The sequence below is a fragment of the Variovorax sp. J22G73 genome (assembly GCF_030317035.1).
Classification (GTDB): Bacteria; Pseudomonadota; Gammaproteobacteria; order Burkholderiales; family Burkholderiaceae_C; genus Variovorax.
This window is the reverse complement of the sequence record NZ_JASZYK010000011.1, coordinates 152,057-164,445: the sequence shown is the minus strand read 5'-3', so window position 1 is coordinate 164,445 and position 12,389 is coordinate 152,057. Positions and strand designations below refer to the sequence as shown.

Below are 12,389 nucleotides of genomic sequence, written 5' to 3'. Positions count from 1 at the left end.
TTCAAGGAGAAACTTTCGGCAGCGGCAAGGAAGAGGCGTCGTTGGACGGGCGAATCACCAGCGCCCACAGCGCCAGCCCCGCCGCCACCTTCAGCACGCAGGGCAGCAGGCAGTACGCCAGCGACAGCGCCTGCAGCGCGCCGGCTTCGCGCGCGCCCGGCACGTAGCCGGCCAGCCCGAGCAAGGGCAGGGCGAGCCCGGCGGCCAGCGCCAGGTTGAGCTTAGTCGCGAAGTTCCACCAGCCGAAGTAGGCGCCGGCGTGGGGCTGGTCGCCCGCCTCGGCGATGAGGCCGGCCAGCATCGCGCCCGGCAGCACCAGGTCGGAACCGATGGCGAAGCCCGACAGCGCGCACACCACCAGGAACGGCACCGCGTCGCCCGCGCCCATGGCGCCGGCCCAGGCGAACACCGCCACCGACATGCACATGCCACCCAGCCACGAGCGCGCCAGCCCGAAGCGCCGCACGATGCGTAGCCACGCCGGAATCGACGCCGCGGCCATCACGAAGTAAAGCCCGAGAAAGGCCGGCTCCAGCGAGGCCGGCGCCTGCAGCCGGTCTTGCACGAAGAACAGCACCAGCGTGGCCGGCACCGCGCTGGCGATGCCGTTGAGCACGAACACCGCGAGCAGCCGGCGGAACGCGGGGCGCCGAAGCGGCAGGCGCAGGTCGACTGGCGCGTGGGGCGCCGTGCCGCGCACCGGTCGGGGCGCCTGCGTCCACAGCGCCCAGCCGAGCACCAGCAGCACGCCGAACAGCGCCACCATCGCCAGCAGGCCCGCCACCGTCGGCACCACCGACGCCAGCACCACGCCCACCAGCCCCATGCCTTCGCGCCAGCCCACGATGCGCCCGCGCTGCAGCGCGTCGCCGCCCAGCATCGCGCCCCACGACTGGTGCGCGATGCTCAGCATGCTGTAGCCCGCATAGGTCACCGCCAGCAGCACGGCCGCCGCCACCAGCAGCGCGCCGTGGCGCGCGGGGTCGACCAGCAACTGCGGAAAGAACAGCAGCCCGAAGCCCAGCAGCAGCACGCCCGCGGCGAAGGCGCCGAAGCCCAGCACCGCCCGCGGCGAGCGCGCATGCAGCCGGTCGCTCAACCGCCCCAGCAGCGGGTCGACCAGCGCATCGAGCAGCCGTGCGCCCAGCAGCACCGCGCCCAGCGTGGCCAGCGGCACGCCGAAGGCGCGCGCGTAGTGGTTCGGCAGCAGCACGTACAGCGGCAGCGCAACGAACGCGAGCGGCAGCCCGAGCAGTCCGTAGCGCAGGCCGTCGAGGGTTCCGAAGCGGGAAGAAGAAACAGGAGGCACGGAAGGCCGCGCGCTGCTAGCGCTTGCGCAGCGTGTACTGCACCACGTCGATGTTGGCCTGCGAGAACGCGGCCTCGCAGTAGGCCAGGTAGAACTCCCAGATGCGCATGAAGCGCTCGTCGAAGCCCAGCTGCAGGATGTGGGCGCGCTGCGCCAGGAAGCTCTCGCGCCAGCGGCGTAATGTTTCGGCGTAGTCGGCGCCAAAGGCGAATTCGTCGATCACGTCCAGCCCCGCGGCCTCGGCTTCGCGGCGGAACTCGCGCGGGCACGGCAGGCAGCCGCCCGGAAAGATGTACTGCTGGATGAAGTCGGTCGAGTCGATGTAGCGGTCGAACAGCTGGTCGTCGATCACGATGCTCTGCACGCAGGCGCGCCCGCCCGGCTTCAGCAGCCGGCTCACGCTCTGGAAGTACGTCGGCCAGTATTCGCGGCCCACGGCCTCCACCATCTCGATGGAGCACACGGCGTCGAAGGGCGCGTCCTGGATGTCGCGGTAGTCCTGCAGCCGCAGGTCGGCGCCCATGCCGGCGGTGCGGTTCTGGGCGAAGGCCAGCTGCTCGGTGGACAGCGTCACGCCTGTCACCGAGGCGCCGAAGTCGGCGGCCGCCATTTCGGCCAGCGCGCCCCAGCCGCAGCCGATTTCGAGCACGCGGTCGCCGGGCTTCACCGCCGCCAGCTCGAGCGCGCGGCGCACCTTGGCGCGTTGCGCCACGGGCATCGGCTTGGCGAGGTCGCCTTCGAACCAGGCCGACGAGTAGTTCATGGTCTCGTCGAGCCACAGCTTGTAGAAGGCGTTGCCCAGGTCGTAGTGCGCGTGGATGTTGCGCGAGCTGCCGGCCTTGCTGTTGCGGTTCATGATGTGCCGCACCCGGTACACCAGCCGGCCGAACCAGCTGCCGTACACCACGTCCTCGATGGCGCGGCGGTTGGCGATGAACACCTTGATGAGTTCGGTGAGGTTGGGCGTGGTCCAGTCGCCGGCGATGTAGCTCTCGGCAAAGCCGATGTCGCCCGACTTCAGCGCCGCGTGGCACACGTTCCAGTTGCGCAGCGTGAGCGAGGCCGTGGGGCCGCTGCCCGGCGTGGCGCCGAAGTGGCGCACCGAGTCGTCCGGCAGGCGCACGGTGAGCGAGCCGTAGGCCAGCCGCTGCAGCAGGCCGAGCACGGTGCGTGCGGAACCGGGCGCGTCCTGGGGAAGCGAAAAGCGGGTGGCCGTGGTGGTGGACGTCATGGAAATACCTTGGTGCGTCGCACTACGGTGCGAGCTTGCTGGGGGCGGCCTGGCGCGGCTCGCGGGAGGTCGCCTGCTGCGGTTGCGGCAGCGTTGGATACGGCTGTTGCGGCGGTTGCTGTGGCTGCTGGTTGTCGCGCGAAACGAAATGGGTGGGCGCTGCCGGCTTGGGAATGAACGGCACGCGCTTGAACCAGAGCTTCGCGGCCTGCCAGTGGATGCGCGCGATCAGCCCGAAGGTCATTGCGGGGTAGCGCCACAGCGCGCGCCGCACGTTGGCCGGCGTTGCCAGCACCAGGTCGCCGCTCACGCTGGTCTGCAGCAGCGGGCCGTCGGCGTCGTCGTGGTCGATGCGCACCACGGTGCGGGTCATGTCGGCGTCGACGAAGAAGCGAAACCGGTAGCTGCCGCTCACGTGGCAGAACGGCGACACATGAAAGGCCTTGCTCGCCTTCAGCTCCGTGCCGTACACGGGCCGGTCGAGCAGGTAGCAATGGCGCTCGCCGAAGGTGTTGTTCACCTCGACCACGATGGCGCGCAGCACGCCTTCGCGTGTGTGGCAGTACCAGAAGCTCACCGGCTTGAAGGTGTAGCCGAGCACGCGCGGGTAGCAGTGCAGCCAGGCTTCGCCGGCGGCGTCGTGGATGTGGTGCGCTGCCAGCAGCTCGTCGAGCCAGGCCAGCGCGCCGCCCTGCGCGGGCGTGCGCCCGTCGCCGTGGTCGACGTCGTGGAACGACAGGGCGCCCGCGCGGTTGACCGCCAGGCTGTCGCTGCCGTGCGCGCGCAGGGTGCGCATGGGCAGCATCAGGAAATAGGTCGGGTAGACGAAGGCGTTGCGCGCGGGGCGCAGGCGAGCATGGCGCACCTCGCCGAATCCCATCAGCGGGGCCGGCGTCGGTTGCGCGTGGGTCATGCCAGCGCGCTCCCCATGGCATGGGCGGGCGCGCCCTGGCCGGCGAGGCGGGCGCGCAGGCCCTCGGCCGCGGCCAGGCCGGCCTTCAGCCCGTCTTCGTGGAAGCCGTAGCCCATCCACGCGCCCGCGAACCAGGTGTTGCGCTGGCCTTGCAGGGCGGGCACCTCGGCTTGCGCGCGGATCGCGGCAAGGTCGAGCACCGGGTGGTCGTAGTCGTATTCGGCCATGACCTGACTACGCTGGATCTCGCGCACCGGATTCAACGAAACGACGACCGGTTGTTCCCAGGGCAGCGGCTGCAGCTTGTTGAGCAGGTAGTGCAGGCAGACCCGGCCCGACTCGCGCTCGCCGGCGGCCGCGCGCTCGTAGTTCCAGGCGGCCCAGGCCGAGGGGCGCCGGGGCAGCACGCCGGCGTCGGTGTGCAGCACGGCGTGGTTCGCCTGGTAGCGGATGGCGCCCAGCACCGCAGCCTCGGCCGGGCTGGCGCCGCCGCCCAGCAGGGCGAGCGACTGGTCCGAATGGGTGGCGAGCACCACGTGGTCGAAGTGCTCGGTGCCGGCGTCGGTGGCCAGCCGCACGCCATCTGCGGCGCGGTCGATGTGGCGCACGGGCGTGTTCAGCCGCGTGTCGGGCAGGCCCGCGACGATCTTCTCGACGTAGTGGCGCGAGCCGCCGCGCACGGTGCGCCACTGCGGCCGGTTGGCGATCTGGATCAGGCCGTGGTTGTGGCAGAAGCGGATCATGGTCGCCACCGGAAACGCGAGCATCTGCGTGGTCGAGCAGCTCCAGATGCAACCCATCATCGGCAGGAAGTACCAGTCGCGAAACGCCGCGCCGAAGCGGTGGGCGTCCAAGAACTGGCCCAGCGGCTGGGCCAGCTCGCCCTCGGTGCCGGCCAGGGCGATGCGGGTGGTGAGGCGGTTGAAGCGCAGCAGGTCGCCCAGCATGCCGAGGAAGCGGGCGTCCAGCAGGTTGCGCCGCTGGGCGAACACGGTGTTCAGGTTGTTGCCGCTCCATTCGAGCGGGCCGCCGTCGTCGCGCGTGGCCTGCACCGAGAACGACATTTCCGACAGCGCCGTGTCGACGCCGAGTTCGGAGAAAAGCCGGATCAGCTGGGGGTAGGTGCGGTCGTTGTAGACCAGGAAGCCGGTGTCGACGCCGTGGGCGACGCGGGTGGGGTTCGAGGCGGAGCGGGGAAGCTCGATCGTTGCCGTGTGGGCGTGGCCACCGAAGTAGTCACTGGCTTCGAAGAGGGTGACGGCAGCCACGTCGCGCAATGCGTGGGCCGCGGCCAACCCGGAAATGCCGGCGCCGATGACGGCCACGCGGGCGGGTGACGTCACGGTGGTCATGACGCACCCCCCGGCCGGCGGGAAGACAAAAATGCTGCGAGGCGCCCCGACGCGAAGGAGGGAGGGAGGGAGGAGGAGAAGAATCGCCTCGGGATTTCGACCGGACGGCAGGCGCCCGGAAGACCTCGCAACATGAAAACCGGTGGGCACTCACTGCCCACCCGATTTAGGAGCGCGGCATCCGCAGCACGGTTCCCGCGCGTTTCGTAAACGTTTGTTTCTCTCGGCTCACGGAGTTCACATTGATTTGGACGCATCGGTAAATAATATTACCGATGCGTCTTCTTGTGAACTGGTCAGTCTCAATTCGGCCCGAGCTGCTTCTCGATGACGTTCACAAAGCCGTTCTCGTCGGGCGCCGTCATGCTCGACCACGCCTGCACGACCTTGCCGTCGCGCCCGATCAGGTACTTGTAGAAGTTCCACTTGGGCGTGGTGCCCGAGGCCTGCGCCAGCTGCTTGAACAGCGGGTTGGCGTCGCTGCCGCGCACCGAGGTCTTGGCGAACATCGGGAATTTCACGCCGAAGGTGCTTTCGCAGAAGTCGGCAATTTCTTTGTTCGAGCCCGATTCCTGGGCGAAGTCGTTCGACGGAAAGCCCAGCACCACGAGGCCGCGCGAGCGGTATTTGAGGTCCAGCGCCTCCAGCCCCTTGTATTGCGGCGTGAATCCGCAGAAGCTGGCCGTATTGACTACCAGCACCACCTTTCCGGAGTACTGGCACAAGGCCTGGGGTTTTTCGTCCTGCAGTCGCGGGAAGGTGTGTTGCAGGATGGCGGGGCACCCTGCGGCCTGCTCCGCGGCGGGTGCGGCGGGCGTGCCCTGGGCGCTGGCCGGCAGGGCGGAAAAGAGGCTCGCCACGAGGGAAATCGCAGGTGCGCAGCGCACCAGCGTCGACAATCGGGAGAGGGTTCGCATGGCGGACTCCAGGTTCGGAAAAGGGGGGCGCATCCGTGTCGTCGAGGCGCACGTATCCGCATCATCGCGCGTCTGTCATGGTCGCGCCAAACGTGCCGACTAAAATCGACGGCCATAGAAAGACATTGATGCTCTATCCGGAACTCTTCAGACAACTCGAATCCGTCCGCTGGGACATGGACAAAGACATTCCCTGGCAGTCGTTCGACGCTTCCTTGCTGACGGATGAGCAGGCGCAGACCATCAAGATGAATGCCATCACCGAGTGGGCGGCGTTGCCGGCCACCGAGATGTTCCTGCGCGACAACCGCCACGATAGCGATTTTTCCGCTTTCATGTCGATCTGGTTCTTCGAGGAACAGAAGCACTCGCTGGTGCTCATGGAGTACCTGAAGCGCTTCAGCCCCAAGCACGCGCCCACCGAGGCCGAGCTGCACGAGGTGCGCTTCGACTTCGATCCGGCGCCGCCGCTGGAAACCCTCATGCTGCATTTCTGCGGCGAAATCCGCCTCAACCACTGGTACCGCCGCGCCGCCCAGTGGCACACCGAGCCGGTCATCAAGCACATCTACACCACGCTGAGCCAGGACGAAGCCCGCCACGGCGGCGCCTACCTGCGCTACATGAAGCGCGCGATGGAAAAGTTCGGCGACGAAGCCCGCGCGGCCTTCACCAAGGTCGGCGTGCTGATGGCCAGCGCCCGGCGCACCGCGCAGGCGCTGCACCCGACCAACCTGCACGTGAACAAGGCGCTGTTCCCCAACGACACCATCCAGAGCCGCATGCCCGACCCGGACTGGCTGGAGCACTGGCTCGACAAGCAGATCAAGTTCGACGCCGTGTGGGAAACCAAGGTGGGCGAGCGCATCCTGCACAACCTGAGCCTGCTGATGAACCGCAGCTTCAAGACCGTGCAGGAGCTGAACCGCTACCGCAAGGAAGTCGCGGCCACGCTGGGCCCCAGGCCCGAGTACCAGGGCGCATAGGCGCGGGGCGCCAGGGCGCACGCAAGCAACACACCAGAAAGCGCCCCGGACCCCGGGGCGCTTTTTTTTGGCAGCCACCGTCACAAACCACCAACGCCATCCGTCTAGCCCCCATGGACGACGCCACCCTCACCTTCAACCGCCTGCGCCCGCGCCTGCAGGGCATCGCCTACCGCATGCTCGGCTCCATGGGCGAGGCGGAAGAGGTGGTGCAGGACGCCTGGCTGCGCTGGCATGAAGCCGCAAAAGACACCCTCGACAGCGCCGAAGCCTGGCTGGTGACCGTTGTCACCCGCCTGTCGATCGACCGGCTGCGCACCGCCAAGGTCGAGCGCGAGCACTACATCGGCACCTGGATGCCCGAGCCCACGATGACGGGCGCGCCCGACACCCCCGAGCAGCTGCTGGAGCGCGCCGACAACGTTTCCGTCGCGTTCCTGGCCGTGCTCGAGCGCCTGGCGCCGGAGTCGCGCGCCGCCTTCCTGCTGCGCGAGGTGTTCGACGCCGACTACGAGGACATCGCCAGCACCCTCGGCAAGACCGAGGCCGCCTGCCGCCAGCTGGTGCACCGCGCCAAGTCGCAGGTGCTGGAGGCGCGCCCGCGCTTCAGCGTGTCGCGCGAGACGCACGAGCGCCTGCTGCGCGCCTTTGCCGACGCCGCCGCCCGCGGCAACCTGCAGGACCTGAAGGCGCTGATGTCGGAAGACGCCGAACTCGTCTCCGACGGCGGCGGCAAGGTGCCCAGCTTCGGCAAGATCCTGCGCGGCAGCCAGCGGCTGGCGCAGCTGTATTTCTCGGTCTGGCGCCGGCTGGGCCCGGGCGGCGCGCACATGGTGCTGGTCGACCTCAACGGCGAGCCGGGGCTGCTGCGCTTCATCGACGGCCAGCTTGAATCGGCGCAGACCTTCGAGATCGAGGGCGAGCGCATCGTGCGCATCCGCGCGCAGCGCAACCCGGACAAGCTCGCGCGGATCGCGAACATGGCGAACATCGCTGGAACTGCGCAGGCGCTTTCGTCGAAATAATTCGCGCGGCGTGTCACAGGGCGATCAGTTCGCCCGTCTTCAGTGGGTAAGCAGATTTCATCGTCAACCACCTGAAGGAATTCACCATGAACACCGCCCCCCGTCTCGCCTGGTTCAAGATCGCGCCCAAGGCCTTCCAGGCCATGATCGGCGTCAACGGCGCCATCGAGGCGACCACGCTCGGCAAGAAGCTGGTCGACCTGGTCTTTGCCCGCGTCTCGCAGATCAACGGCTGCGCCTACTGCCTGGACATGCACGTGCGCGACCTGCGCGTGCAGGGCGAAGGCTGGCAGCGCATCAACAGCCTGGCCACCTGGCGCGAAGTGAGCTTCTACGACGCACGCGAACGCGCCGCCCTCGGCTGGGCCGAAAGCCTGACCCGCCTGTCGAGCGACCACGGCTCGCGCGATGAGGAATACGAGGCTGTGAAGGCCCAGTTCAACGAGCTTGAGATCGTCGAACTCTCGGTGGCCATCGCGCAGATCAACGCCTGGAACCGCCTGGGCGTGGGCATGCAGCTGCCGGTGGCGGCCAAGGCCATCGACTGAGCTCGGGCGCTGAAGGCCTGGAAGGCCCGGAAGGCTCAGCGCCTTTCCACCACCATCGGTGAAATGCGCAGGCTGTCGCGCAACTGCGTGACCGCCTCGCCGGCAGCACTGCGCGACGGGAAAGGCCCGGCCTGCAGCCGGTGCGTGCCCGCCTCGCTGAACACGCGCAGTTGCGACGCCAGAGAGGGCAGGCCGCGCGCGGCCTGGTTCAGCAAGGTCTCGGCGCCGTCGCGCTCGCGGAAGGCACCGAGCTGCACCCAGAAGCCCTGCAGTGCGGCCGATGGCGCGGGTGCGCCGGGCGGCAGCGGCGGCGGCGACGAAGGTGCCGCCTGCAGCGGCGCCAGGTCGTTGACCACGATGGCGGGCCCGGACGGCGCGGACGGCACAGAAGATTGGAAAGAGGGCGACCTGGCAGGCGGCACGGACGGAGGCGATTGCGCCGACTCCGGCTCGGCCCCGGTCCCGGCCGGCATCGCCGAGGTCATCGGCGTCTGTGGCGCCACCGGCATGGTCGAGGCCGGCGGTGGCAGGTCGTTGTAGGCCGCGCCCACCGGCGCCACCCATTCGGCCGGCACCTGCACCTGCTGGGCGCTCGCCACGCGCGTGGCCGGCATGCGCACCGGAACGGCCAGCGGCGAGGCCATGGGTGCCGTGACCGGCGCAGCAGCCGCGTACGCCGTGCCGTCATCCCGCCGCCATGCACCGGTACGGATGTCTTCGTTGGTGATCCGCTCGATCTCCACCGGCGCCACGCCGCGCAGCAGGTCGAGCTTCAGCGCGGCCGTGTAGCTCAGGTCGATGACGCGGCCGTCGACGAAGGGGCCGCGGTCGTTCACGCGCACGACCACTTCGCGCCCGTTGGCCGGGTTGCGCACGCGCACATAGCTCGGCAGCGGCAGCGTCTTGTGCGCGGCCGTCATGGCGTACATGTCGTAGGGCTCGCCGCTGGACGTGGAGGCCGCGTGAAATTTGCTGCCATACCAGGAGGCCAGCCCCGATTCGCGGAACGGCCGGTCGTCGGTCAGCGGCGCGTAGCCGCGGCCCAGCACCGTGTACGGCTTGCTGGTGCCGCCGCTGGTGCGGATGGGTTCGATGCGGGGCTCGGCGTCGGGCACGCTGGCCAGGTTCGGTGGAATGTTCGAGCCCGGGCCGTCCCGGCCGCCGGCGACGCCACCGCTGCTTCCACTGTTTCCACGAGGGCCGCTGGCGCAGCCGGCCAGAACAATGGCCACGGCCACCGCGCAGGCGCCCAGCGCGGTCGTCGCGTGCGAACGGCCGCCGTCAGCCAAACACGGCCTTCCACAGTGCCAGCATGGCGTCGCGCTCGGCGGCCAGTGCGGGCGGGGTGACCTGCGTGGGCTCTTCGTTCAGCCGCGCGCGATGCTGCACGCGGCGCAGCTCGCGGTAGGCGCGCGCGGCGCTGCGGCCCACGCCCTCGGGCAGCATGCCGGCCAGTTCGGCGCGCAGCAGCAGCGCGATGTTGCCCACGTTGGGAATCAGCTCGGGGTGCTCGCCGGACGACGACAGCACCAGGAACTGCACCGCGAACTCGGCATCGACCATGCCGCCGGGGCTGTGTTTCACATCGAAGTGGCCGGCCTTCACCGGCCGCGCGCCGCGCAGCTTGTCGCGCATGGCGATGATCTCGGCCTTCAGGGCCTCGCGGTCGCGCGGCGCCACCAGCACGGCCTCGCGCACCTGGTCGAAGCGCGCGCCCAGTTCGGCGCCGTGGTCCTCGCTGCCCAGCACGAAGCGCGCGCGCGTCATGGCCTGGTGCTCCCAGGTCCACGCGGTGTTGCTGCCGCGGCCGAGCTGGTACTTCTCGTAGGCCTGGAAGCTGGTGGTCAGCAGGCCCGAGTTGCCGTTGGGCCGCAGCGCCGTGTCGATCTCGAACAGGTCGCCCTCGCGCGTCTTCACGGTGAGCCAGTTGATCAGCTTGCGCACATAGGCCGCGTACACCTCGCCGGCGCGTTCGTCGTCGTCGTCGTAGACGAACACGATGTCCAGGTCGCTGCCGTAGCCCAGCTCTTTTCCGCCCAGCTTGCCGTAGCCGATGATCGCGAACTGCGCCACCTCGCGGTGCCGGTTGCGCACATGCGGCCAGCACCAGCGCGCGGTCACGCGCAGCGTGGTGTCGGCCAGCGCGCTCAGGTCGTCGGCCACCTGCTCCACGGTGATGCGGCCGTCCACGTCGCGCGCCAGGGTGCGGAACACCTCGGCGTGGTGCGCGTGGCGCAGCAGGTTCAGCAGGCGCTCCTCGTCGGCCTCGCCGGTGCGGGTGAGCGAGGCGTGGCGCGCTTCGAGCTCACGCTCGAATTCCGCGGCCACGAAGCGGCCCGACAGCATTTCGTCGCTCGCCAGCTCGTCGATCACGCCGGGGTGTTGCAGCAGGTAGCGCGCGGGCCACTTGGCCGAGCCCAGCAGGCGTAGCAGGCGCTCCTGCACGGCGGGGCGTTCGACCAGCAGCGCCAGGTAGCTCTCGCGGCGCATCAGCGGCTCGATCCAGTCGGCCCAGCGCAGCGCGGCATCGACGTGGCGCGGCGTCTGGCCTTCGCCGTCGCCGTCGGGCTCCTTCAGCCAGGTGCCGGTGCGCTGCACCAGCTGGCGCAGCCGTGCGCGGGTTTCCTCGCGCAGCGCCAGCACGCGCGGTTGCTCGCACCAGTCGCGAATGCGCTCGGCGAAGGCGGGCGGCAGGTCGTCGAGCAGGTCGGCCAGCTCGGCGGGCGCGGCGGCCTTCTTGCCGCTGCACTTGCCGTTGCAGGGCTTTTCGCCGCCGAGCAGCTTGTCGAACTCCTGCGCCACGAACTCGCGGTGCGTGTCGAGTTGCGCCAGGAAGGGGCAGGTGTCGGCATAGCCCAGGGTCTGGGCAATCCAGCGCAGGTCGTCGTCGGCCACCGGCAGCACGTGGGTCTGCTGGTCGTCCAGGTATTGAATGCGGTGCTCCACCCGGCGCAGGAACTCGTAGGCCTGCGCCAGCGCGTCGGCGGTTTCCTGCGGCATGAGGTTGGCGCGCGCCAGGCGCTGCAGCGCGTCGAGCGTGGGCCGCGTGCGCAGCTCGGGGAACTGGCCGCCGCGCACCACCTGCAGCAGCTGCACGGTGAACTCGATCTCGCGGATGCCGCCGCGCGACAGCTTCACGTCGTTGGCGCGTTCGGGCCGGCCCGCGCTGCGGCGCGCCGACTGCTCGCGAATCTGCCGGTGCAGCACGCGCAGCGCATCGAACACGCTGTAGTCGAGGTAGCGGCGGAACACGAAGGGCAGCACCGCCCCGCGCAGGCCCTGGGCCTGGCCCGCCAGCACGATGTCGCGCGGCGCCACCACGCGGCTCTTCATCCAGGCAAAGCGCTCCCACTCGCGGCCCTGCACCTGGAAATACTCTTCCAGCGCATCGAGCGAGACCACGCTCGGGCCCGAGTTGCCGTTGGGCCGCAGCGCCAGGTCGACGCGGAACACGAAGCCGTGCTCGGTGGTGTCGCCCACCAGCGCGTAGATGCGCTTCACGGCGCGCGAGAAGTACTCCTGGTTCGACAGCCGCCCGCGGCCGTCGGCGTCACCGCGGGTCTCGCCGTCGAGGTCGTAGAGGTAGATCAGGTCGATGTCGCTCGACACGTTCAGCTCGCGCGCGCCCAGCTTGCCCATGCCCACGATCCACAACTGCGCGCGCTGCCCGTCGGGGCCCAGCGGCGCGCCGTGCACGGTGTCGAGCTCGTGGCAGGCGTCTTCGCAGGCGAGGTCGAGCGCCAGCTCGGCCAGCTCGGTGACGGCGGTGGTCACCACGGCCAGCGGCGCCTGCGCGTCGCAATCGAGGGTGACGAGCCGCTCCATCACCAGCTGCCGCACAATCCTCAGTGCATCGCCCACGCTGTCCCCACGTTGGCGCAATGCCTCGTAGGCCACAGTCATCGAATCGCGCCGCGGCGCGCCAGGGGGAAGCAATGAAAGCTCGGCCGCATACCTGCGACGCAGGCGCTGCACGAAGCGGGAGTAGGAGGAGGACGCGATCTGCGCGACGGGCGTCGAAGTGGCTGGCAACTGGTTCACACTGCTATCGGTTTCCGTGGAACCCCTCTGAATGCTGGCGGTCATAATTCCCGACACAGCGCGATCC

Annotated in this window: 10 protein-coding genes; 3 read left to right on the top strand and 7 right to left on the bottom strand. The window is 69.4% G+C overall.

All coding sequences use genetic code 11. The features are described 5' to 3' along the window. Position 1 precedes the first annotated feature (1 nt). The 5 genes from QTI51_RS30280 to QTI51_RS30260 form a co-directional block, all read right to left on the bottom strand. Positions 2–1,309 (bottom strand): MFS transporter, encoded by a 1,308-nt coding sequence (locus QTI51_RS30280; protein WP_116910393.1) that lies wholly within the window; start codon positions 1,307–1,309, stop codon positions 2–4. 16 nt (positions 1,310–1,325) lie between these two features. Further along, complete coding sequence (locus QTI51_RS30275) at positions 1,326–2,540, bottom strand: SAM-dependent methyltransferase (RefSeq protein WP_116910392.1); 1,215 nt, start codon at positions 2,538–2,540, stop codon at positions 1,326–1,328. A 22-nt stretch (positions 2,541–2,562) separates the two neighbouring features. After that, positions 2,563–3,453: a DUF1365 domain-containing protein gene (locus tag QTI51_RS30270; protein WP_116910391.1), complete on the bottom strand. Its 891-nt coding sequence runs from the start codon at positions 3,451–3,453 to the stop codon at positions 2,563–2,565. Further along, positions 3,450–4,805, bottom strand: a complete 1,356-nt coding sequence (locus tag QTI51_RS30265) for an NAD(P)/FAD-dependent oxidoreductase (protein ID WP_116910390.1) — start codon at positions 4,803–4,805, stop codon at positions 3,450–3,452. The genes QTI51_RS30270 and QTI51_RS30265 overlap by 4 nt, the downstream gene beginning before the upstream one ends. 302 nt (positions 4,806–5,107) lie before the next feature. Beyond that, complete coding sequence (locus QTI51_RS30260; protein WP_116910389.1) at positions 5,108–5,722, bottom strand: glutathione peroxidase; 615 nt, start codon at positions 5,720–5,722, stop codon at positions 5,108–5,110. Between the two features lie 128 nt (positions 5,723–5,850). On the opposite strand from QTI51_RS30260, the gene QTI51_RS30255 reads away from it, so the two are divergent. The 3 genes from QTI51_RS30255 (at position 5,851) to QTI51_RS30245 (ending at position 8,281) form a co-directional block, all read left to right on the top strand. Next, entirely contained in the window at positions 5,851–6,708 is an 858-nt protein-coding gene (locus QTI51_RS30255) for a ferritin family protein (protein WP_116910388.1), read from the top strand. 113 nt (positions 6,709–6,821) lie between these two features. Beyond that, positions 6,822–7,733: an RNA polymerase sigma-70 factor gene (locus QTI51_RS30250; protein ID WP_116910387.1), complete on the top strand. Its 912-nt coding sequence runs from the start codon at positions 6,822–6,824 to the stop codon at positions 7,731–7,733. An 86-nt stretch (positions 7,734–7,819) separates the two neighbouring features. Beyond that, complete coding sequence (locus QTI51_RS30245; RefSeq protein WP_116910386.1) at positions 7,820–8,281, top strand: carboxymuconolactone decarboxylase family protein; 462 nt, start codon at positions 7,820–7,822, stop codon at positions 8,279–8,281. A 35-nt stretch (positions 8,282–8,316) separates the two neighbouring features. Here QTI51_RS30245 and QTI51_RS30240 read toward each other — a convergent pair whose 3' ends face one another. Then, the gene (locus QTI51_RS30240) at positions 8,317–9,570 is read right to left on the bottom strand and encodes a septal ring lytic transglycosylase RlpA family protein (RefSeq protein WP_116910385.1); all 1,254 of its coding nucleotides are present in this window, start codon (positions 9,568–9,570) and stop codon (positions 8,317–8,319) included. Then, positions 9,563–12,367 carry a bifunctional [glutamate--ammonia ligase]-adenylyl-L-tyrosine phosphorylase/[glutamate--ammonia-ligase] adenylyltransferase gene (gene glnE / locus QTI51_RS30235; protein ID WP_116910384.1) on the bottom strand — a complete coding sequence of 935 codons (2,805 nt, stop codon included), beginning with the start codon at positions 12,365–12,367 and terminating at the stop codon, positions 9,563–9,565. Before glnE ends, QTI51_RS30240 begins: the two co-directional genes overlap by 8 nt. Positions 12,368–12,389 lie beyond the last annotated feature (22 nt).

What these genes read in the sequence shown, in the direction of transcription:
- QTI51_RS30275 (WP_116910392.1), bottom strand. Translation starts at nt 2,540, where the DNA reads ATGACGTCCACCACCACGGCCACCCGCTTTTCGCTTCCCCAGGACGCG.
- QTI51_RS30270 (WP_116910391.1), bottom strand. Translation starts at nt 3,453, where the DNA reads ATGACCCACGCGCAACCGACGCCGGCCCCGCTGATGGGATTCGGCGAG.
- QTI51_RS30265 (WP_116910390.1), bottom strand. Translation starts at nt 4,805, where the DNA reads ATGACCACCGTGACGTCACCCGCCCGCGTGGCCGTCATCGGCGCCGGC.
- QTI51_RS30260 (WP_116910389.1), bottom strand. Translation starts at nt 5,722, where the DNA reads ATGCGAACCCTCTCCCGATTGTCGACGCTGGTGCGCTGCGCACCTGCG.
- QTI51_RS30255 (WP_116910388.1), top strand. Translation starts at nt 5,851, where the DNA reads ATGCTCTATCCGGAACTCTTCAGACAACTCGAATCCGTCCGCTGGGAC.
- QTI51_RS30250 (WP_116910387.1), top strand. Translation starts at nt 6,822, where the DNA reads ATGGACGACGCCACCCTCACCTTCAACCGCCTGCGCCCGCGCCTGCAG.
- QTI51_RS30245 (WP_116910386.1), top strand. Translation starts at nt 7,820, where the DNA reads ATGAACACCGCCCCCCGTCTCGCCTGGTTCAAGATCGCGCCCAAGGCC.
- glnE (WP_116910384.1), bottom strand. Translation starts at nt 12,367, where the DNA reads ATGACCGCCAGCATTCAGAGGGGTTCCACGGAAACCGATAGCAGTGTG.